The following is a 22,741-nucleotide window of genomic DNA, read 5'->3' as shown; positions in this document are numbered from 1 at the left end:
TTCACCAGGGGCGTTTGCCCCTGGTTTTTAGCGTAATGAAGCCGCATCTGAAAAATGCGTTTCAACCAATATCTTATGCGGGGCAGGTTTACCCGCTATGCACCTGAACAACACATCGCAGCTCTCTTCGCCCAGCTTTCTGGTGGGGATATCAAAGCCGCCAGGCGCAGGGGTTAAAATGAGAGATAGCATTGGGTCGCTGTATCCTGCCATTGCGACCTGTTCCGGGATCGTCAGGTTTAGCGCATCCGCGGCACGATAAAGACTCAGCAATTTCATACTGTCTGTCGCAAAAACCGCATCGGGCGGGTTGTCTGAAGAGAGTAGCTGACAGGCCGCCTGAAGCGCGCTTTCATGGGTATACCCGCCATCAATAACCCAGTCCGGGTTAATCGCAATACCCTGCTTCTCAAGGCTCGATTTATAGCCCGCCAGGCGATCGATAGAAACGTGATAATCGAGCGGGGCATGCAGGCAGGCAATTTTAGTGCGACCATGTTTGATAAATGAGTCGGTTAATATGGCGCTGTCGCGGAAATTATCCGTGTCGACAGAATAGATATTCTGGTAATTACCTTCCACTTTACCAATAACGACCACGGGCACGCCATATTCGTCCAGCGTCTCGAAAAAAGACTCGTTCGCCGGGGAGCTTAGCATGATGATCCCCTTGATCATCTTCTGCTTTATTTTACCTACGCATTTTTGCAGATCATCTTCGCTGCTTTTGGACGTTTGTAAAATAACATCAAAACCCTCTTCTTCTGCTTTTGCCGTAATGGCATGTAGTACATCAGAGAAAAACGGATTGCCTGCGGTGGTTTTGGTTGAACGGGTCGAAATAACCATAATGGCGTCGAAGCCAGAAGAGGTGAGTGCGCGGGCAAGTTTATTCGGTTGATAATTTAATTCTTCTATCGCCTTCAACACCTTTTCGCGCGCTTCAGGAGAAATATTCGTTTGTTTATTCAGAACGCGCGACACGGTTGATTTCGAAACGCCAGCAACGCGGGCAATATCATAGATGGTGGGTGACATACACCTTACTCACTCCAGACGGACAGCAATTGCGCCCATCTTACTGGAGAGAAAACGGCAATAGCAATAATTAAGAATTGATAATCAACGATCTGCCCCAATTTACTGTATTCTGAAGTGACTTTTTTCAGGGTTCCAGGCAATGAAGGACGGCGATGAAGCGACTTAAAAACGAATTCAATTCTCTGGTGAACCGTGGCGTTGATCGCCATCTGCGTCTTGCCGTGACGGGGCTGAGCCGCAGCGGTAAGACAGCATTCATTACGGCGATGGTCAATCAGCTGTTGAACCTGCATGCAGGGGCGCGCCTGCCACTGCTTAGCGCAGTGCGCGAGGAGCGGTTGCTTGGGGTGAAACGCGTACCGCAACGTGATTTTGGCATACCCCGTTTCACCTATGATGAAGGTCTGGCGCAGTTATATGGGGAGCCTCCCGCCTGGCCCACCCCGACGCGTGGCGTGAGCGAAATCCGTCTTGCGCTTCGTTTCCGCTCGAATGAATCCCTGATGCGTCACTTCAAAGAAACGTCCACGCTCTATCTCGAAATTGTGGATTACCCGGGAGAATGGCTGCTCGATTTACCGATGCTGGCGCAGGATTACCTGAGCTGGTCCCGACAGATGACCGGTCTGTTGCAGGGGCAGCGGGCAGAGTGGTCGACCAAATGGCGCCAGCTTTGCGAAGGGCTGGATCCGCTGGCACCGGCGGATGAAAACCGTCTGGCCGTCATAGCCGAAGCCTGGACGGATTACCTGCATCAGTGCAAGCAGGAGGGGTTGCATTTTATTCAGCCGGGCCGCTTTGTTCTGCCGGGTGATTTAGCCGGTGCTCCCGCGCTACAGTTTTTCCCGTGGCCGGAAGTTGACAGCATCGGTGAATCGAAGCTGGCGCAGGCGGACAAGACCACCAACGCCGGTATGCTCCGCGAGCGATACAATTATTACTGTGAAAAGGTGGTTAAGGGCTTTTATAAAAATCACTTTTTACGCTTTGACCGCCAGATCGTACTGGTGGACTGCCTGCAACCGCTTAACAGCGGGCCGCAGGCGTTTAATGATATGCGGCTGGCGCTTACGCAGCTGATGCAAAGCTTTCATTATGGCCAGCGTACGCTGTTTCGCCGTTTGTTCTCGCCGGTCATCGACAAGCTGCTGTTTGCCGCCACAAAAGCTGACCATGTGACGGTCGATCAGCACGCCAACATGGTATCCCTGCTGCAACAGCTGGTGCAGGATGCCTGGCAGAATGCGGCCTTCGAAGGGATCAGCATGGACTGTCTGGGGCTGGCGTCCGTACAGGCTACGCAGAGTGGGTTGATTGACCTGAATGGCGAAAAAATTCCAGCCCTGCGGGGCAACCGTCTCAGCGACGGTGAGCCGCTCACGGTCTATCCGGGGGAAGTCCCGGCGCGTCTGCCGGGCCAGGCTTTCTGGCAAAGCCAGGGTTTTCAGTTCGAAGCCTTCCGTCCGCAGAGCATGAACGTTGACCAGCCATTGCCGCATATCCGTCTGGATGCCGCGCTGGAATTTTTAATTGGAGATAAATTGCGATGACGGAACCGTTAAAACCACGCATTGATTTTACCGGCCAGCTTGAGCAGTCCCCGCATGAGGCGTTTAAAACGGCGCAAACCTTCAGCGGCCCGCAGGCCGACAACTTTGCTCCCGTGCTGGCAGACGAGCCGATGGTTGAAGAGGGGCAGGCGGAAGCGGTGGTTGATGCGGCACTGCGCCCGAAACGCAGCCTGTGGCGCAAGATGGTTACCGCCGGGTTAGCCCTTTTTGGTGTGAGCGTAATCGGCCAGGGCGTGCAGTGGGGCGTCAATGCCTGGCAAACGCAGGACTGGGTGGCGCTGGGGGGATGCGCCGCCGGGGCGTTGATTGTTGGTGCGGGCGTTGGCTCGGTCGTCACCGAGTGGCGTCGCCTCTGGCGTTTGCGTCAGCGTGCCCACGAACGCGATGAAGCGCGGGATCTGCTGCGCAGTCACGGCACAGGAAAAGGGCGTGCTTTTTGTGAAAAGCTTGCGGCTCAGGCCGGGATAGATCACTCTCACCCGGCGCTTCAGCGCTGGTATGCGGCGATCCACGAAACCCAGAATGACCAGGAAGTGGTCACGCTCTATGCCCACATTGTTCAGCCGGTGCTGGATGCGCAGGCTCGTCGTGAGATCAGCCGCTCGGCGGCGGAATCTACCCTGATGATCGCCGTCAGTCCGCTGGCGATGGTGGACATGGCCTTTATCGCCTGGCGCAACCTGCGTCTGATCAACCGTATCGCCAGACTGTATGGCATCGAGCTTGGCTATTACAGCCGACTGCGCCTGTTCAAACTGGTATTGCTGAATATCGCCTTCGCCGGGGCAAGCGAACTGGTACGGGAGGTCGGGATGGACTGGATGTCGCAGGATCTTGCGGCGCGTCTCTCTGCCCGGGCGGCGCAGGGGATTGGTGCCGGTCTGCTGACGGCACGCCTGGGCATCAAAGCGATGGAGGTTTGTCGTCCACTCCCCTGGATCGATGGCGATAAGCCGCGGCTGGGGGATTTCCGTCGCGAATTGATTGGCCAGCTTAAAGAGACGCTCAATAAAAAAACTGCTCAGTGAGGTTTTGTTTACTAATCGTGCGGGCTGTCAATATTTGTTGACAGCCACCTTCCCGAATACCGTGATCTGACATATCATTTTACTGTTATTGGCTTAAACGGTGAATTTCCCATGCGTCTGGAAGTCTTTTGTGAGGACCGTCTCGGTCTGACCCGCGAGTTACTCGATCTTCTTGTTTTACGTAGCATTGATTTACGTGGCATAGAGATCGACCCTGTCGGGCGAATTTACCTCAATTTTGCCGAAATTGAATTTAATACCTTCAGTAGCCTGATGGCGGAAATCCGCCGTATCGCTGGCGTTACGGATGTACGCACCATCCCCTGGATGCCGTCCGAGCGGGAACATCTTGCGCTGAGCGCGCTGCTGGAAGCAATGCCGGAGCCGTTTCTCTCTCTCGATCTGAAAAATAAAGTCGAGCGCGTTAACCAGGCCAGCTGCCAGCTGTTTGCGCAGACTCAGGAAAAACTTATCGGGCACCACGCTACGCAACTGATCACCGGTTTTAATTTCCAGCGCTGGCTGGACAGCAACCCGCAAAATACCCATAGCGAGCATGTCGTTATCAACGGACAGAATTTCCTGATGGAGATCACGCCGGTCTACCTGAAAGGGGAAAATGCCGCGCGGGTGCTCACCGGCGCGGTGATCATGCTGCGCTCCACGGTGCGCATGGGACGCCAGTTACAGAATCTTTCCAGCCAGGACGTCGGCGCATTCAGCCAGATTATTGCGGTGAGCCCGAAGATGCGTCATGTGATCGACCAGGCGCGCAAGCTGGCAAATCTTACGGCGCCGCTGCTGATTACCGGGGATACCGGTACGGGGAAAGATCTGCTGGCGCATGCTGTGCACATGGCCAGCCCGCGTGCGGCAAAACCGTATCTGGCGCTGAACTGCGCGTCTATTCCTGAAGATGCGGTGGAAAGTGAGCTGTTCGGGCATGCGCCGGAAGGCAAAAAAGGCTTCTTTGAACAGGCGAACGGCGGCTCGGTGCTGCTGGACGAGATTGGCGAAATGTCGCCACGCATGCAGGCGAAACTGCTTCGTTTTCTCAATGACGGCACGTTTCGCCGCGTGGGGGAAGATCATGAAGTACACGTGGATGTGCGCGTCATCTGCGCCACCCAGAAAAACCTGGTGGAGCTGGTGCAGAAAGGGGTATTCCGCGAAGATCTCTACTATCGTCTCAACGTTCTGACGCTCAATATTCCGCCGCTGCGCGATTGCCCGCAGGACATCATGCCGTTGACAGAACTGTTCGTGGCCCGTTTTGCCGACGAGCAGGGCGTGCCGCGTCCGAAGCTCTCTGCCGACCTGGGCACCGTGCTGACGCGTTACGGCTGGCCGGGCAATATTCGTCAGCTTAAAAATGCGGTCTATCGCGCATTAACTCAGCTTGAAGGGTATGAACTGCGTCCTCAGGATATTCTGTTGCCGGATTACGATGCCGGGACGGTCTCGGTAGGCGAAGAGGCAATGGAAGGCTCGCTGGATGACATCACCAGCCGTTTCGAGCGTTCAGTGTTAACGCAGCTTTATCGCAGCTATCCGAGCACGCGCAAGCTGGCTAAACGTCTTGGGGTGTCACATACCGCGATTGCGAATAAGCTGCGCGAGTATGGGTTAAATCAGAAGAAGGGTGACGAATAAATAAAAAAGCCTCTTTGCAGAGGCTTTTTTACGTTTAGGCTTTAAGCGCCTCAAGTGCAGCGGTGTAATCCGGTTCGGTAGTGATTTCGTTAACCAGCTCACTGAAAACAACGTTGTCGTTTTCGTCGATCACCAGCACCGCACGAGCAGCCAGACCTTTCAGCGCGCCTTCGGAAATGGCAACACCGTATTTTTCCAGGAAATCCGGGCTGCGCAGAGTGGAAAGGGTGATGACGTTGCTCAGGCCTTCAGCGCCGCAGAAGCGGGACTGGGCAAACGGCAGGTCAGCAGAAATGCACAGCACTACGGTGTTGTCCATTTCGGTCGCCAGCTGGTTGAATTTACGCACTGATGCAGCACAAACGCCAGTATCGATGCTTGGGAAAATGTTCAGGACTTTACGTTTGCCAGCAAACTGGCTCAGCGTGACGTCAGACAGATCTTTAGCCACCAGAGTAAAAGGCTGTGCTTTGCTGCCAGACTGTGGGATGGAACCTGCAACAGCAACCGGGTTGCCCTGGAAATGAACGAGTTGTGACATAGATATCTTCCTGTTTACAAATAGTTAACGTCGTGGCTAGTGTATGTCATCCGCAGTTAGCACGGCAAACCAATTTTCTGCCTTTCCGGCCTGCAAGGAGTCAGTGATGAGAAGCGTTAAGGTCTATGAAGAAGCCTGGCCATTGCACACCCCGTTTGTGATCTCGCGCGGCAGCCGTAATGAGGCCTGTGTGGTCGTGGTTGAATGTGAAGAGGACGGCGTAAAAGGCGTCGGGGAATGTACCCCTTATCCTCGCTACGGAGAAAGCCTGGCGTCAGTCATGGCGCAAATTATGACGGTGGTGCCCGAGTTGCAGGCGGGTCTGACGCGCGAGGCTCTTCAGCTTCGGTTGCCGGCCGGCGCGGCACGCAACGCGATTGACTGCGCACTCTGGAGTCTGGAAGCGGCGAAACAACAAAAACCGCTGCCTGCGCTGCTGGACGTTGCGCTGCCGCAATCGATCGTCACCGCGCAAACGGTGGTCATCGGTGAACCAGAGCAAATGGCCGCCAGCGCTCAGGCGTTGTATGCCACCGGTGCAACATTATTAAAGGTGAAGCTCGACGATCGTCTGATTAGCGAACGCATGGTCGCCATTCGTGCGGCGGTGCCTGATGCCACTCTTATCGTCGATGCGAACGAATCATGGCATAGCGAAGGGCTGGCAGCCCGTTGTCAGCTGCTTGCCGATCTGGGCGTTGCCATGCTGGAGCAACCCCTCCCGGCAGAAGACGATGCCGCCCTGGCGAATTTTATTCATCCGCTTCCCGTCTGTGCAGATGAAAGCTGTCATATCCGTGAGAGCCTGTCAGCTCTCAAGGGACGCTACGAGATGGTGAACATTAAGCTGGATAAAACAGGTGGATTAACCGAGGCCCTGGCACTGGCACAAGATGCGCAGGCGCAAGGCTTTGCTCTGATGCTGGGCTGCATGTTGTGCACGTCCAGAGCGATCGGCGCTGCGCTCCCGCTGGTGAACAGCGTGCGTTTTGCCGATCTGGACGGCCCAACCTGGCTGGCGGTTGACGTATCACCCGCCCTGAATTTTACCACCGGCGTACTTCATCTTTGAGGCTGCCAGCGCAGGAGATCTGTCATCGCCCGCAGGTATTTTTCGCTCGCTTCATCCGAGGAGATGGGCGGAAACTCTGCGGTGATACAGTGAAGGCTGAGGTCTGCGCACCAGCTGCCAAACGACCCGGGTGTTTCATAGCCAACGCTGCTCACCAGAGGTAGAGCAAACGCATCCGCCAACCACTGCCCGAGCGCCGTATTACGAGGATCTTCAATACAGGCGAGGGGATCGTGGAAAGAGACAACCCAGGCCGGGTGGATCTTATGAATAAGCTGGCACAATGCCTGAGTCTCCGGTTCGGAACCGGGTTTGTCTCCCGTGAGCAGGACAACATCTCGCTCCTGCGCCGAACTGTTCCAGCGATACACCGTTTCACCGGCGCGCCAGTTTGCCGCCGGGAAGTTCCTGTTCAGGTCAACGCCGCGTGCATTCGCCCGTAATCCAAGCTGACAACCGTCCGGATTGACGGTCAAAATCACATGATGACGTCGTAAATCGGGGGCCAGCGTACGTAGCGCGCACGAGAGCGTCACGACAGACGAGTTTTCATCGCCATGCGTGCCCGCAATGATTAAGCCGCTATTGCGATCGGCCTCGGGTGCCGGAAACCAGATCAGCGGCGCGCCTAAAAACGAGCGTCCATAATGTTCAGTCCCGGGCGGGAAGGCGCCGCGTTCCGTTCTTGGTCGGGTAGTTGCCATAGTAAACCCTGATCATAAAGTCACTTCTGGCAGTGTTGTGCAAAAGCCGCGCTTAATCAAATAGTTTCCGTGTGTGTGGAAAATTGCCTGACATCAACTTTCCGGAGGAAGCATTTGCATTTCTCCGTTTCGAAACAAATAATTACGCATCTGCCTGTTACCTGACATCATTAAGGGGATCGTATGAAGCATCCTGTTTCGCTTCTTTGTACTGCGCTGTGGCTGTGCGGGCTTTCTTCACTTTCATATGCCGCGGAGGTTCCCGAAGGAACGGTTCTGGCGCAAAAGCAGGAGCTGGTTCGACATATCAAAGATGAGCCCGCTTCGCTCGATCCGGCAAAAGCGGTGGGATTGCCCGAGATACAGGTGATCCGCGACCTCTATGAAGGGCTGGTGAATCAGAACGAAAAAGGGGAGTTAGTTCCCGGCGTGGCGACGCGCTGGCAGAGCAATGATAACCGCGTCTGGACATTCACGCTGCGGGATAACGCTAAGTGGTCTGACGGAACCCCGGTGACGGCACAAGATTTTGTCTATAGCTGGCGTCGTCTGGTTGATCCTAAAACAACGTCACCTTTCGCCTGGTTTGCGGCGCTGGCGGGCATTAACAATGCCCAGGCCATTATCGACGGCAAAGCTGCTCCGGATACCCTCGGCGTGACGGCGGTGGATGCTAAAACGTTGCGCGTGCAGCTGGACAAACCGCTGCCCTGGTTCAGCAATCTGACGGCTAACTTCGCGTTTTATCCTGTTCAAAAGGCCAATGTGGAAAGCGGTAAGGAATGGACGCGCCCTGGCGCGCTCATTGGCAACGGTGCGTATGTGCTGAAAGATCGCGTGGTGAATGAAAAACTGGTGGTTGAGCCGAACTCTCATTACTGGGATAACGCCAGGACGGTGCTTAAAAAAGTCACCTTTGTGCCGATCAACCAGGAGTCCTCAGCGACCAAACGCTATCTGGCGGGCGATATCGATATTACAGAATCGTTTCCGAAAAACATGTACCAGAAGCTGCTTAAAGATATTCCGGGACAGGTATACACACCGCCACAGCTTGGGACCTATTACTACGCGTTTAATACGCAAAAAGGCCCAACCGCGGATGCCCGCGTACGTCTCGCGCTCAGCATGACTATCGACAGACGTATTATGGCGGAAAAAGTCCTGGGGACCGGCGAGAAACCGGCCTGGCATTTTACTCCCGATGTCACTGCGGGTTTTACGCCGGAAACCTCGCCATTTGAGCAGATGTCGCAACAGGAGCTAAATGCGCAGGCGAAAACGTTGTTGCAGGCGGCAGGCTATGGCCCTCAGCGCCCGCTTAAATTAACGCTGCTGTACAACACGTCTGAAAACCATCAGAAAATTGCGATTGCCGTTGCATCCATGTGGAAGAAAAATCTGGGTGTTGACGTTAAGTTGCAGAATCAGGAGTGGAAAACCTACATCGACAGCCGCAATACCGGGAATTTTGACGTCATCCGTGCATCGTGGGTAGGGGACTACAATGAGCCGTCAACATTCCTGTCGCTGCTGACATCCTCCCATAGCGGGAATATCTCACGATTCAACGATCCTGCTTACGATAAGATTATTCATCAGGCGACGCTCGAAACTACTGAAAAAGCGCGTAATGCCGACTACAACATGGCCGAGAAGATCCTCACCGAGAAAGCACCGATTGCCCCTATTTATCAGTACACCAATGGCCGTCTCATCAAGCCATGGGTTAAAGGTTATCCGATAAATAACCCAGAGGATGTTGCGTACAGCCGTACAATGTATATTGAAAAGCACTAAAAAGAGCTCAGGGCGCTACGTGATTATGGTTAACATCCATTAACCGCATAAGCGCCCGCTCTCAGGGTTGATTGTTTTACAGCCTGGTTATTTCCGAATATCCCCTTCATATCAGCCCATCACTCATTGTCATGATGAATATCTTCAGAGAGATTCTTCCTCCCGTATATCGAAAAACGCGTAGTCATTTATTCGCCATTCCAGTAGCAGTGTAGTCATTACTTTTTTTAAGATTAAATTTGTCCGATACAGGATTTTTCATATTCAGGCCATTTATTGAATTAAAACCTTATTTCTCTGCACTGTTAAGGGACGCGTTAATAAATGCATTGATGTAAATCAATTATTCAACCTCATGGAACAATAAGTTCAATATTTCCAATCAAAGCAGTCATTTCTGCCAAATTAATGTGAATAAATAGTTAATTTTTACTGCGTGTCATGTATCTATGGCATTTATGAGTACAATAATTTAGTGGAATATTCTTAAGAAAAGTCTAATGGTAGATCTTTGATCTGATAAGTTGATTTTAAATGGGCTTTTGCTCTAATATGGTTTTGTAAAGAAACGTCACTCACTTAACATTTATTTCTTTTAAAGAAAGGGACTGCTATGGCCGATTCATTCCAGAATGAGGTGCCCAAGGCACGCATAAACTTAAAGCTGGCTCTGCATACAGGTGGCGCGCAGAAGAAAATCGAACTGCCGCTTAAACTCCTCACCGTCGGTGATTTCAGTAATGGAAAAGAGAATCGTCCATTATCGGAAAGGGAGAAAATTAACGTCAATAAAAATAACTTCAACAGCGTACTTTCGGAATTTAACCCGGAAGTGAATCTGACGGTTCCTAACACAATGGCCGGGGATGGTTCGGAAGAAAGCATAAAACTGAATTTCTCCGATATTAAGGATTTCGAACCTGAACAGGTTGCCCGCCAGATCCCCCAGCTCCGCGCCATGCTGGCCATGCGTAATTTATTACGCGACCTCAAATCCAATCTCCTTGATAACGCCACTTTCAGAAAAGAACTCGAGAAAATTCTTAAAGACCCGGCGCTGTCTCAGGAATTACGCGACGAAATGAGTGCACTGGCCCCGAAATAAGCGGCATGTGTAATTTAATGGATTAACCGGGAATATGCTGATGTCTGTGAATACTGAAACCGCCTCCGCGCAGGGGCAGACCACCGTACTGGAAAAAGAGGGCGTTTACGCCTCCCTGTTTGAAAAAATCAACCTGACCCCGGCCTCCAGCCTGGGGGATATCAATGCGTTTCTGGATGACGCCGCGCTTTCTGACGCTCCGGCGGGTGAACGCCTGACGGCGGCGATGCAGGTGTTTATGGACTGCATCCGCAAATCCGGTCAGCCGGTGGAGAAGCTCGACAAAACGCTGATTGACCACCATATCGCTGAGCTGGATTTCCAGATTAGCCGTCAGCTGGATGCCGTAATGCATCACCAGGAGTTCCAGAAGGTGGAGTCCCTGTGGCGCGGCCTGAAGCAGCTGGTGGACAGCACCGACTACCGCCAGAACGTGAAAACCGAAATTCTGGATGTGTCGAAAGAAGATCTGCGTCAGGACTTTGAAGACGCGCCGGAACTTATCCAGAGCGGCCTCTACTGGCACACCTATACCGCCGAATACGACACCCCGGGCGGCGAGCCGATTGGCTCCGTGATTTCATCCTATGAATTTGACGCCAGCCCGCAGGATGTGGCGCTGCTGCGCAACATCTCTAAAGTGTCAGCTGCCGCACATATGCCGTTTATTGGCTCTGTCGGTCCGAAATTCTTCCTGAAAGACTCCATGGAAGAGGTCGCTGCAATTAAGGATATCGGCAACTACTTCGACCGCGCCGAGTACATTAAGTGGAAATCCTTCCGCGACACCGACGACGCCCGCTACATCGGCCTCGTGATGCCGCGCGTGCTGGGGCGTCTGCCGTATGGCCCGGACACCGTACCTGTACGCAGCTTTAACTACGTTGAGCAGGTGAAAGGCCCGGATCACGAGAAATACCTGTGGACCAGCGCGTCGTTCTCCTTTGCGTCAAACATGGTGAAGAGCTTCATCAATAACGGCTGGTGCGTGCAGATCCGTGGCCCGCAGGCGGGCGGGGCGGTGAAAGACCTGCCTATTCATCTGTACGATCTGGGTACCGGCAACCAGGTGAAAATCCCGTCTGAGGTGATGATCCCGGAGACCCGCGAGTTTGAGTTCGCCAACCTCGGCTTTATCCCGCTCTCGTATTACAAAAACCGCGACTATGCCTGCTTCTTTTCGGCGAACTCCGCGCAGAAACCGGCGCTGTACGACACCGCAGATGCCACGGCCAACAGCCGCATCAACGCACGTCTGCCGTACATCTTCCTGCTGTCGCGTATTGCGCACTACCTGAAGCTCATCCAGCGCGAGAACATCGGCACCACCAAGGACCGCCGTCTGCTGGAGCTGGAGCTGAATACCTGGGTGCGTAGTCTGGTGACGGAAATGACCGATCCGGGCGATGAGTTGCAGGCTTCTCATCCGCTGCGTGACGCGAAGGTGGTGGTGGAAGATATCGAAGACAACCCGGGTTTCTTCCGCGTGAAGCTGTTTGCGGTGCCGCACTTCCAGGTGGAAGGCATGGATGTGAACCTGTCTCTGGTGAGCCAGATGCCGAAAGCGAAAGCGTAAGGCGGTAACAGGGATGAAAATTTATCGTCCGCTGTGGAACGAGGGGGCGTTGCTGTCCCCTCAACAATTCCAGCAACAGTCCGACTGGGAAACGTTTCGCAGCACAGGCGTGGCGGCGCTCTCCTCGCCGTTTGCGTGGGGCGTTGAGCAGGTGGAATTTGATGAAAGGCTGCTGGGTACGGGTCTGATTCAGATTACCCAACTGCGGGTCTGGCTGCCGGATGGCACGCTAGTGGATACGTCAGTCAGCGATCTGCCTCCGGAGCCGCGCGAACTGGATTTATCGCAGCATTCAGACGCGGTCACGGTGGTAATTGCCCTGCCGTTAATGCAGTCCGGACTGAATAACGTGCTTCAGGAAACGGCAGTGGCCGATCGGCCTCTCCGTTACCGTGAAGAGTGGGTGCATGTTCAGGATGCGTTTGGCAGCGAAGAGGAGTCCGTCGCTGTTGCCCGCTTTAATCTGGCGATCCGTTTTGAGCATGAGGATAACGCGTCGTGGCAGTGCTGTCCGGTTGCACGGCTGATCCGGGACGGGCAGGGGAGCTGGCGTCATGATCCGGCATTCATTCCGCCTATGGCCCTGTTTTCTGCCAGCCCGGCGATGCGGGAAAGGCTGGTGTTACTGAACCGCCAGCTTCGCTCCCGCCGCCAACGGTTGATGTCCATGCGTCGGGAAAGTAATGAGCGCCTGGCGGATTTTGCTGTGGCGGATGTTTCTCTTTTTTGGCTTCTCAATGCGCTTAACTCTCATGCCAGGGTGCTGGTGGAGTTTGAACGTTTTCCGGCTCGCCATCCGGAACAGGTGTGGGCGGAGCTTGCGCGGCTTGCGGGCAGTATGCTGACGTTTTCTCTGGACAGCGATCTGGACGCAATCCCTGGCTATGACCACGCCCGGCCTGAAATGACGTTTCCACCGTTGTTTGAACTGATCGCCGGTTTACTGGAAGCTAGCCTGCCGTCCCGTGTGATAGCGCTGGAGATGTCCCGTCCTGACGCCCAGACCTGGAAAGCCTCGCTGCACGACATCCGGCTGCGTGAAGAAGCCGATCTCTGGCTCTCTGTCCGGTCTGACGTTCCGGCCTGGCAGGTGGCGGAGAAATTCCCGACATTATGCAAGGCGGGTTCCCCGGATGATGTGAATGCGATTTCCACCGTTGCGCTGCAGGGGATCCCACTCATTGCCGTGAATCGCGTGCCTGCTGCGTTACCGGTGCGAATGGAGAACCAGTACTTCGCGCTGGACATGGAAAGTGCTGCGGCACGGGACATGCTGGAGCAGGGGATATGTATGTTCTATGTGCCTGCTTTGCTGGGACAGCTTGAACTTGAACTGTTTGCGGTACTGCGATCATGAGAAAAGAAACCGATATCGATGCTCTGATGGCGGAGACCTGGCTCACCGTCACCCTGCTTAAGCAGGGGGCAACAACGCCTGACGGGAATGTGCTGTACGACACCTGCTGCAAACATGTGGAAAGCGTGCGCGAGGCGCTGGATCGTGCAGGATATGATGAAGCCAGTATCGATCATATCTCTTATGCGCAGTGTGCGCTACTTGACGAAGTGGTCATGAGCAGAAAACTGCCTGACGGGGCAGATGCTGATGCGGGCCAGGTAGCCTGGCGAAAAGCGCCGCTACAGGCGCGCTATTTTGGGTCGCTGCACGCAGGTGAAGCCCTGTGGGATCGTATTGCGGAAGTATTGCGCCAGCCAGCGCCAAACATGGCCGTTCTGACCTGCTATCACCGGGTGCTCGCGCTGGGATTCCAGGGGTTGTACAGCATGGGTTCTGTCAGCCAGACCCAGCGTGAAGAGGCAATGAAAGCGCTTGCTGAGCGGGTTCCGCCTCTTGATGCCGGCCTTTCTCTGGTGGTTCGCAGGACCGGAAAACACCGTTACAGCCTGCTGCGCTCTGTCTGGTTCTGGATCGCGGCGGCGGCGGTAATCACCGGTGCCGTATGGTGGGGCGGTCATCTCTGGCTCCAGGCTCTGCTGTCCGCGCAGTTACCGGAGTTGCCCCATTAATGCGTAAATCGGTCATGGTTTCTCTGATATTCCACGTACTGGCGGGTGCCGCGGCGCTTTTATGGCTTCTGTGGGGCTTCGTTCCGGCAGGCTCACTGTTTAAAGGCGTGATGACGCTGTGCATTGTTGCGCTGGCAATCTGGCAGATCCGGCGAAAAAGCCGTTTTAGCCAGGCTCAGGGCAATGGCGGGTCTGGTTTTGATCTGCCCGTACTTGCTGATGCGGGTCCGGTTGTTCTTGTCTGCGGAGACAGACTGGATGCCCTGTTCGGGGAGCATACTCTGCGTAAAACAGCGCATGGCTGGTGGCTGCGGGTGAATGACGTCAGCAGGCTCAGTGATATCGTGCGCGATATTCAGGAGCGGCAGCCGCGCCAGGCCGGACAGATCGCCGTTATGTATGCCACCCACCCCGACGGGCACCAGGATGAAGCGGTGCTGCGCGCGACCCTGAAAGTGTTGCGCCAGCAGATGAAACAGCTGAGCCTGATCGCCGGATTCTCACCGCCGGTGATCCTGAGCGGTGAGTTTTCCGGCCCTGAAACCCCGTGGGTTATTGTCCATGGCGACAAACCGGTTGTTTACCCTGTTGATGAGACGCCACAGGCTACGGACGACTGGCAACAGGCAAATCGTCTGGCGCTGATGCCTGTGCTGCGGGAAGGCTTTGCTTTTATGCGCACCCTTCTTATGGATGAACTGGCGAAAGAAGATCGGTTATTTCCGCCGGTCCACCCGTTTGCGGTGGCTCTGAAAAGCGGGGGCGCTTCAGCCAGCAATACGTCTTTATGGGCACTCTGGCTTTGTCGCCTGACACACCTGCTTCTGCCGCAGACAGACGAAATAGCGGCGGCATCCGGTCGTTTTCCTGATGCGGTACTACCGTTGCTCACGCCTTACTGCGCACCTGTTCAGGGCGGGAAGCGCACCCGCCGTCTCATTGTGTGGGTCCTGGCCTGCGTTCTTGCTGCCCTTGGTTTTTCTGCCATGAATAACGCGGCGCTGATCCGCCAGGTGGGAATGAATCTACAGCGCTGGTATGCCATCCCCATGAACCATTATGAGCCGAAGGCGCAGTCACTTGCCGCACTGAAACAGGACGCCCTTCTGCTGGAGCGCTGGCAGCGGCAGGGGGAACCGCTCAGGTATGCGCTGGGCTATTACCCCGGTCAGCGTCTGTGGCTGGCGTTACAGAAGGCGATTGACACGTATGTGCCGCCACCGGCTCCCGCCATGGAACCGGTACCGAAAATCATCCGCCTCGACAGCATGTCACTGTTCGATACCGGAAAGTGGGCGCTTAAACCCGCCTCAACAAAGCTGCTGGTGAACTCACTGGTGGGGATCAAGGCGAAGCCCGGCTGGCTGATTGTGGTGGCGGGCCATACCGACAGCACCGGGGATGACCAGTCCAACCAGGTGCTGTCGCTTAAGCGCGCGGAGTCGGTGCGCGACTGGATGCGGGATACAGGCGACGTGCCGGAAAGCTGTTTTGCGGTGCAGGGCTATGGTGAAAGCCGTCCTGTCGCCACCAACGACACGGCGGAAGGCCGGGCGCTGAACCGCCGTGTCGAAATCAGTCTGGTACCGCAGGCGAATGCCTGTCAGGCGCCGGGCACGACCCATGCGTCATCGCAGGATGATGGCGCTGGTAACAATGTAACGGAGTAATTAACATGGCAATTCCAGTCTATCTGTGGCTGAAGGACGACGGCGGCGCGGACATCAAAGGTTCCGTGGACGTGAAAGACCGTGAAGGCAGTATCGAAGTGGTGGCCCAGGAGCACAACCTGTACATCCCGACCGATAACAATACCGGCAAGCTGACCGGCACCCGTATCCACACCCCGTTCCTGTTCACCAAGGAAATCGACTCCTCCAGCCCGTACCTGTACAAGGCGGTGACGACCGGCCAGACCCTGAAATCTGCTGAGTTCAAATGGTACAGAATCAATGACGCAGGCCAGGAAGTTGAGTACTTCAACACGAAGCTTGAGAACGTGAAGCTGGTGAAAGTGAATCCGAAGATGCATGACATCAAGGACCCTGCTTTCGAGAAGCACAACCACCTCGAGCAGATTGAACTGCGCTACGAAAAAATCACCTGGACCTACAAGGACGGCAACATCATTCATTCCGATTCCTGGAACGAACGCGCCACTGCGTAAGAGCCCTGAGCAGACGGTCAGCCGTCTGCTTTTTTTGCTGAGCGCCTGCACTGACGGGTGGTCAGCAAAGAAAAACACAAACTGCCTGCCCGACCTGATGCGCTTTGGGTTCCTGAATAACAGGGAACAGCGACGGGCGGTAGCGTGTCCGGAACTGATAAAGAGAGAGTCTCATGGAAAATCCAGCCATCCTGTTACGCCGTCTTAACCCTTACTGTGCCCGCGCGATGGAGGGGGCCGCTTCCCTGTGCCAGACCCGCGCCCATGCGGAAATCCTGCCTGAGCACTGGCTGCTGAAACTGCTGGAGCAGGGTGAGGGCGACCTGACGGTGCTGGCGCGGCGCTACGAATGGGATATGGATACGATATGGCAGGATATGCTGGGTTTTCTGGACAGCCTGCCACGGTCAGTGCGCAGCCGTCCGCAGCTTTCGGAGGGCGTGCAGTCACTGATGCAGGACGCCTGGCTGCACGCCTCGCTGGCGGGGGAAGAGCATATCCGCAGCATTCACCTCCTGATGGCGCTGGTGGAAAAACCGAAACTGCTGCGCTGCGACGGCCTGTGGCCGCTGCTGACGCTGGCGCAGAGCCAGCTTGAGCGCCTGCGTGGACTTCTGGATGCGCAGTCGGATGAACGCCCGGAGGTGCAGCAGGAAGCGGAGCTTACGCAGGGTGATGAGGTGGAGTTTGTCGGCCGTCCGGTGAATGCGGATATAACAGGAGAGCTGAACCCGGCGTTGCAGAATGCGCTGGACAGGTTCACCCTCGACGTCACCGCCCGCGCCCGTGAGGGCAGAATCGACCCGGTCTATGGCCGCGACAATGAAATCCGCCAGATGGTGGACATTCTTTCCCGGCGCCGCAAGAACAACCCGATTCTGGTCGGCGAACCGGGCGTCGGCAAGACCGCGCTCGTGGAAGGACTGGCGCTGCGCATTCATGAGGGCAATGTGCCGGACCCGCTGAAGCCGGTCGCGGTGCGCACCCTTGACCTCGGCCTGTTACAGGCCGGGGCGGGTGTGAAGGGGGAATTCGAGCAGCGCCTGAAAAACATCATCGACGCGGTGCAGCAGTCACCCCTGCCGGTTCTGCTCTTCATTGACGAGGCGCACACCATTATCGGCGCGGGCAACCAGGCGGGCGGCGCCGATGCGGCCAACCTGCTGAAACCGGCGCTCGCCCGCGGTGAGCTCAGAACCATCGCCGCCACCACCTGGAGTGAGTACAAACAGTACTTTGAGCGCGACGCCGCGCTGGAGCGTCGTTTCCAGATGGTGAAGGTGGACGAACCGGACGACGACACCGCCTGCCTGATGCTGCGCGGACTCAAGTCACGCTACGCGGAGCACCATGGCGTGCATATTACCGATGAAGCGGTTAAAGCTGCCGTCACGTTGTCCAGACGCTATCTGACCGGACGCCAGCTTCCTGACAAGGCGGTGGATTTGCTGGATACCGCCTCTGCCCGTGTCCGTATGAGCCTGGATACGGTGCCGGAGCCGCTGACCCGCATGAAGGCGCAGCTCACGGCACTGGCTATGGAGAAGCAGGCGCTGCTGGAGGATATCGCGGTGGGCAACACCGCCCACGGCGAACGTCTGGCGGCCATTGAACAGGACGAAATCCGCATCATCCTGCAACTCGACGAACGGGAAATCCAGTACGGCCAGGAGCTGGCGCTGACGGAACAACTGCTGGCCTGCCGGGCTGATATCTCCCGTCAGGCGGAGATGGCGGACCTGCAACAGCAACTGAGCGATATACAAAAGCATACCCCGCTGCTGGGGCTGGATGTGGATGCGCGTACCGTCGCCACCGTTATCGCCGACTGGACGGGCGTACCGCTCTCTTCCCTGATGAAGGACGAGCAGACGGAACTGCTGAGCCTTGAGCACAGTCTGGCGAAACGCGTTGTCGGTCAGGACAGTGCACTGAATGCCATTGCGCAGCGCCTGCGCGCCAGCAAAACCGGTCTGGCGCCGGAGAACGGCCCGCAGGGCGTGTTCCTGCTTGTGGGGCCGAGCGGCACCGGCAAGACCGAAACCGCCCTGGCGCTGGCCGATGAACTGTTCGGCGGCGAGAAGTCCCTTATCACCATCAACCTCTCGGAATACCAGGAGCCACACACCGTCTCGCAGCTCAAGGGCTCACCGCCGGGCTACGTGGGTTACGGTCAGGGCGGCATTCTGACCGAAGCCGTCCGTAAGCGCCCCTACAGCGTGGTGCTGCTGGATGAAGTGGAAAAGGCGCACCGGGATGTGATGAACCTGTTCTACCAGGTCTTTGACCGGGGCTTCATGCGCGACGGCGAGGGACGGGAAATTGACTTCCGCAACACGGTGATTCTGATGACCTCTAATCTCGGCAGCGACCTCATCATGCAGATGCTGGAGGAACAGCCGGAGGCGACAGAGCCGGATCTGCATGAACTGCTGCGCCCTGTCCTGCGGGACCACTTCCAGCCCGCGCTGCTGGCGCGCTTCCAGACGGTGATTTACCGTCCGCTGGCGCAGGCAGCGATGCGCACCATCGTGGAAATGAAGCTGGCGCAGGTCAGTAAACGCCTCAACCGTCACTACGGTATGAAGACCGATATCCACGAAAGTCTGTACGACGCACTGACCGATGCCTGCCTGCTGCCGGACACCGGGGCGCGCAATGTTGACAGCCTGCTGAACCAGCAGATTCTGCCGGTGCTGAGCCAGCAGCTGCTGATGCATATGGCGGCGGGGAAGAAGCCGCAGCATCTTACATTGGGTTGGGATGAGGAGGAGGGGATTGTGCTGGCATTTGACGAACAAGCAGAAGGAGAAGCCTCATGAACAGTTCCCTGGTCAACCAGGCAACCGATGCGGTACAACAGCTGCTGGGCCAGTCACGTTACCGGGTTGATGTGCATGGATGCGGCGATTTCCTGGATGTTCTGCGTTACAACGCGGTTGAGTCACTCAGCCAGCCATGGCGGTATGATGTGACAGTCACCTGTTCTTCTGCGGATATTGCCTGCGACACGTTACTGCTGAAACCGGCGTCATTTACTTTTCAGACCCCGATGTTTGACGGGGCACCGGCGCTGCCGGTCCGGACGGTTTATGGGGTGGTGGCGTCATTTCGCCGGATTTCCACGTCAAATGACGAGACCCGTTACGCACTGAAGATCGTTCCCCGCATCGCGCTTTTGGGTTTTACAAAGGGCAGTCAGATTTACCTCAACCAGTCGGTAACGGAAGTGGTTGAACAGGTACTGTGTAAACACGGCCTGGAAGGACCTGACTTTGAGTTCCGGCTCTCAAGGGAGTACCCGGCTCGGGAGCTCATCACCCAGTGGCGGGAAACTGACCTTGAATTTATTCAGCGCCTGCTGGCTGAAGTCGGTATTTACTGGCGTTATGAAATGGACAGCCGTCTTGAACAGGATGTGGTAATTTTTCAGGACAGCCAGCAGCAGTATGAATTTGGCCTCACGCTGCCATTGCGCAGCCAGGCCGGGATGAGTGACTGCGGCCAGGAGAGCATCTGGGGTATTCAGACCGCATACAATGTGGTGAGCGGGAGTGTGGTCACCCGTGACTACAACTACCGCGAAGCGCTGATGCCTCAGGACAGCGCCGAAAGTATTTTCAGCAAGGAAGGGATCACCACCGGGGAAACGTACCATTACGCGGAACCCTTCCTGTCAGCAGGTGATACTGAAAGTACAGAGACCGGGGCATACTTCGCTCGTCTGCGTCACGAACGCATTCTGAACGCGCAATATCGCGTCAGCGGGCATTCTTCCAGTCCGCTTCTGGTCCCGGGTCAGGTACTGGAAACGGACGGCACGTTACCCGATGCCGTCAAGGAAGGCATCGTCATCACCACGGTGCGCACTCGCGGTTCACGCAAAAGTAGCTTTACGCTGAGGTTTGAGGGTATCCCCTACAGCGAAACCGTCTGCTGGCGTCCGGCACTGCTCAGTCGTCCGGTGATATCCGGTTCGTTGCCTGCCCGGGTGGAAAGCACACAGAAAGGTGACACCTATTCCTGGCTCGACCCGGACGGGCGATACCGGGTAAAACTGGACTTTGACCGCAGCAGCACTGAACACGGTTATGCCTATTTGTGGCTGCGGCTGGCTAAACCGTATGCCGGTGATACGTACGGATTCCACTCCCCGCTTATCGACGGAACTGAAGTGGCCGTCGTTTTTGACGGCGGAGACCCGGATCGTCCCTACATCGCTTATGCCCTGCATGATTCAGAACATCCGGACCATGTCACCAGTGACAATCATACGCGGAACGTGTGGCGTACCCCGGCGAACAATAAGCTGCGGATGGAGGATAAGCGCCAGGAAGAGCATATCAAGCTCGCGACAGAATATGGCAAAACGCAGCTGAATATGGGTCATCTGGTCAACGGCCAGCGAGAAAAACGCGGTGCCGGTTTTGAATTGCGTACGGACGAATTTGGTGCAGTACGTGCGGCAAAGGGTCTGTTCCTGACGGCGGATGCCCAAGCCAAAGCCCAGGGGCCGGTGCTGGAAATGGCTCCTGCCATCAACCAGATTAACCAGGCCAACAGCCAGATGCAGGCGCTGAATAGTGCTGCTGAAGCCGCCGGAGCGCTGGTCTGTGATATCAGTACCCAGATTAGTCTTGTGACGGACAAAATCAAAGATCTCCAGTCTGCGGTCCTGCTGGGTAGCGCTCCGCAGGGGGTGGCACTGTCCTCAGGTGAACACCTTCAGCTCAGTAGCACCCGCAACACCATGATCAATGCAGGTCAGCATCTTGATATCGGTGCGATGAAAAATCTGTCCGTCACGGCAGAAAAAGCTCTCGGTCTGTTTGTCCATAAAGACGGGGCTAAACTGGTTGCGAATCAGGGAGATATTGAAATTCAGGCTCAGCACAACACGATGGCCCTGTTTTCAGAAAAGCAGCTGACGGTGACCAGCAGTGAAGACGAAATCATCATCAGCACCCCGAAAACGCTGACGCTGAACGGTGGTGGGTCTTACCTGAAGCTGAACCAGAACGGGATAGAGCATGGCTCAGAAGGGATGATGATAATGAAAGTTGCAATGTATCTGGTTCCCGGTACTCCTGCGAGTCTTCCCTACGACACTCCCGATTTTCCGTTAACCTCTTTAAATCTGGGCGCTAACAACGAGCCAGGAACGGATAATTCGGACTCATCGAAAAATGGTGATCAAAATCGACAGAAACAACCTGAAAAGGATTCTGTTAAAGGTTCTGCAAAACGGGCATGTGATTAACACGGAGGTTTTTTATGGCAGCAGTTATACCTAAACAGAGTTTTCCCGTTCCTTCAGATGCTAAAGGCCAACCGTTCACTTCTGCAGAAGAACTGTTATCGAAGCTTGAGCGGGAAAGTTCAGGTCTGTATCTGGTAGGAAGCCAGGGAATGTGGCATGGCGGTATTCATATTACCGATGCCACCATCCCCTGGTGTGCCCTTGGGACGGAGAGTGCGGAAGAAAAAGCCTACCGTAACGGGGAGCCTTATAAAGGGGAGCAATTTATCCGTTGCATGGCTGATGGTGAGATAGTCGCATGGCGCGTGTGTAAGGACTATGAAAATGCCGCTATAGAGTGGCGAGGTGAAAACCTGTTTTACTCAACCTCGTTTGTACTGGTAAAGCATTACATCCAGCCGGGTGAGACAAAAGACAGCGAACTGACATTTTTCACCCTATATATGAACCTGGCCCCTTTTGCTGCATATAAACAGTTGGATGATCTTCATGGCAGAATAGTGTCGAGCCGCCAGCGCTATTATAAAAGCAAGGATGATCTGCAGGGGGGGCGGGCAGCTGGAAATCTGAGAGCAGGCACAATTGTCATGCTAAGCAACAATATTGTAACCCGCAGCAGCGACAGACGTCAGTTCACGGAAGTTTCTATTTCTACTGAGACGAAAAATGCAGCCGGAGAAATACTCGTCGCGGGCACTAAGGTCTGGACGGTTTCTGACCAAGGTTCTCTGAAAGCATCTGTGTCGGCCCCCGTTCCGTCATGGTGGACAAAATGTACGCCACCTTACACTAATCAGCCGGAAGGTGCGATTAACTGCACTTCGCGTACCGTCCTGAATTACTATCTGAGTAGTGAAGATGTATTGCAATACACCAGTGCAGGCACATTGCCGGCAGATATTCCGCTCTCTTATGAATCCGGTAATACCACGCAACAACTTACCCGCCCCGGCAAAAACGCTGAAGACGCATCCAGAACATTCAGTCTGGTCACTCTTGGACGCGATCTGGGTAAGATGAAAAAGGGCGATCGGGTATGGGTGGTATCCGACGATGACAACCTTGCGCCAGTTACTCCGGCAGCATCAGGCAGTGCGCCTGTCTTTAATGATGTGCATGTTCCGGCCACGCCAGTGCCTGTCAGTGCCGGAGACAGTCTCGGGCATATGGGCTTTTGTCAGCTACCGGAAGAAAA

Annotated in this window: 16 protein-coding genes and 1 pseudogene; 14 read left to right on the top strand and 3 right to left on the bottom strand. The window is 55.4% G+C overall.

Annotated elements, in window-relative coordinates; translation table 11 throughout:
* Nucleotides 1-27 precede the first annotated feature (27 nt).
* Nucleotides 28-1,038: a LacI family DNA-binding transcriptional regulator gene (locus tag L379_RS11030; RefSeq protein ID WP_032653773.1), complete on the bottom strand. Its 1,011-nt coding sequence runs from the start codon at nt 1,036-1,038 to the stop codon at nt 28-30.
* A 155-nt stretch (nt 1,039-1,193) separates the two neighbouring features.
* Here L379_RS11030 and L379_RS11035 point away from each other — a divergent pair, with 155 nt between their 5' ends.
* The 3 genes from L379_RS11035 to tyrR all read left to right on the top strand — a co-directional run bounded on the left by L379_RS11035 (nt 1,194) and on the right by tyrR (nt 5,293).
* Nucleotides 1,194-2,591, top strand: coding sequence for a YcjX family GTP-binding protein (locus tag L379_RS11035; RefSeq protein ID WP_032653770.1), 1,398 nt, complete (start codon nt 1,194-1,196; stop codon nt 2,589-2,591).
* Nucleotides 2,588-3,640 carry a YcjF family protein gene (locus tag L379_RS11040; protein WP_032653768.1) on the top strand — a complete coding sequence of 351 codons (1,053 nt, stop codon included), beginning with the start codon at nt 2,588-2,590 and terminating at the stop codon, nt 3,638-3,640. The genes L379_RS11035 and L379_RS11040 overlap by 4 nt, the downstream gene beginning before the upstream one ends.
* Nucleotides 3,641-3,751: 111 nt before the next feature.
* On the top strand, nt 3,752-5,293 hold the full coding sequence (gene tyrR, locus L379_RS11045) for a transcriptional regulator TyrR (RefSeq protein ID WP_003856887.1): 1,542 nt from the start codon (nt 3,752-3,754) through the stop codon (nt 5,291-5,293).
* A 34-nt stretch (nt 5,294-5,327) separates the two neighbouring features.
* Here the strand turns inward: tyrR and tpx are convergent, their stop codons facing one another.
* Entirely contained in the window at nt 5,328-5,834 is a 507-nt protein-coding gene (tpx, locus tag L379_RS11050) for a thiol peroxidase (RefSeq protein WP_003856889.1), read from the bottom strand.
* 106 nt (nt 5,835-5,940) lie between these two features.
* Here tpx and ycjG point away from each other — a divergent pair, with 106 nt between their 5' ends.
* Complete coding sequence (gene ycjG / locus L379_RS11055) at nt 5,941-6,906, top strand: L-Ala-D/L-Glu epimerase (RefSeq protein ID WP_032653765.1); 966 nt, start codon at nt 5,941-5,943, stop codon at nt 6,904-6,906.
* Here ycjG and mpaA read toward each other — a convergent pair.
* A complete protein-coding gene (gene mpaA, locus L379_RS11060; RefSeq protein ID WP_017382234.1) occupies nt 6,897-7,610 on the bottom strand; it encodes a murein tripeptide amidase MpaA in 714 nt (237 codons plus the stop codon). The two genes, ycjG and mpaA, sit on opposite strands and share 10 nt — an antisense overlap.
* Before the next feature lie 183 nt (nt 7,611-7,793).
* On the opposite strand from mpaA, the gene L379_RS11065 reads away from it, so the two are divergent.
* The 10 genes and pseudogenes from L379_RS11065 to L379_RS26090 all read left to right on the top strand — a co-directional run.
* On the top strand, nt 7,794-9,410 hold the full coding sequence (locus L379_RS11065; protein WP_023303815.1) for a peptide ABC transporter substrate-binding protein: 1,617 nt from the start codon (nt 7,794-7,796) through the stop codon (nt 9,408-9,410).
* Between the two features lie 613 nt (nt 9,411-10,023).
* Nucleotides 10,024-10,515 carry a type VI secretion system contractile sheath small subunit gene (tssB, locus tag L379_RS11070; protein ID WP_003856899.1) on the top strand — a complete coding sequence of 164 codons (492 nt, stop codon included), beginning with the start codon at nt 10,024-10,026 and terminating at the stop codon, nt 10,513-10,515.
* Between the two features lie 40 nt (nt 10,516-10,555).
* Nucleotides 10,556-12,091 carry a type VI secretion system contractile sheath large subunit gene (tssC, locus tag L379_RS11075; RefSeq protein WP_023324775.1) on the top strand — a complete coding sequence of 512 codons (1,536 nt, stop codon included), beginning with the start codon at nt 10,556-10,558 and terminating at the stop codon, nt 12,089-12,091.
* A gap of 13 nt (nt 12,092-12,104) precedes the next feature.
* On the top strand, nt 12,105-13,448 hold the full coding sequence (gene tssK / locus L379_RS11080) for a type VI secretion system baseplate subunit TssK (protein WP_032653762.1): 1,344 nt from the start codon (nt 12,105-12,107) through the stop codon (nt 13,446-13,448).
* Entirely contained in the window at nt 13,445-14,119 is a 675-nt protein-coding gene (tssL, locus tag L379_RS11085) for a type VI secretion system protein TssL, short form (RefSeq protein WP_032653760.1), read from the top strand. The genes tssK and tssL overlap by 4 nt, the downstream gene beginning before the upstream one ends.
* Entirely contained in the window at nt 14,119-15,789 is a 1,671-nt protein-coding gene (locus L379_RS11090; protein WP_032653757.1) for an OmpA family protein, read from the top strand. The genes tssL and L379_RS11090 overlap by 1 nt, the downstream gene beginning before the upstream one ends.
* 5 nt (nt 15,790-15,794) lie before the next feature.
* The gene (gene hcp / locus L379_RS11095) at nt 15,795-16,286 is read left to right on the top strand and encodes a type VI secretion system effector Hcp (protein WP_022651331.1); all 492 of its coding nucleotides are present in this window, start codon (nt 15,795-15,797) and stop codon (nt 16,284-16,286) included.
* Between the two features lie 173 nt (nt 16,287-16,459).
* Nucleotides 16,460-19,108 carry a type VI secretion system ATPase TssH gene (tssH, locus tag L379_RS11100; protein WP_032653754.1) on the top strand — a complete coding sequence of 883 codons (2,649 nt, stop codon included), beginning with the start codon at nt 16,460-16,462 and terminating at the stop codon, nt 19,106-19,108.
* The gene (locus L379_RS11105) at nt 19,105-21,546 is read left to right on the top strand and encodes a type VI secretion system Vgr family protein (protein ID WP_080276454.1); all 2,442 of its coding nucleotides are present in this window, start codon (nt 19,105-19,107) and stop codon (nt 21,544-21,546) included. Before tssH ends, L379_RS11105 begins: the two co-directional genes overlap by 4 nt.
* A gap of 14 nt (nt 21,547-21,560) precedes the next feature.
* Nucleotides 21,561-22,741 (top strand): annotated as a pseudogene (locus L379_RS26090) (hypothetical protein); the annotation flags it as partial.

It is taken from the genome of Enterobacter sp. MGH 33, from assembly GCF_000534535.1.
Lineage (GTDB): Bacteria > Pseudomonadota > Gammaproteobacteria > Enterobacterales > Enterobacteriaceae > Enterobacter > Enterobacter hormaechei_C.
This window is presented reverse-complemented; position numbering and strand designations above follow the sequence as displayed.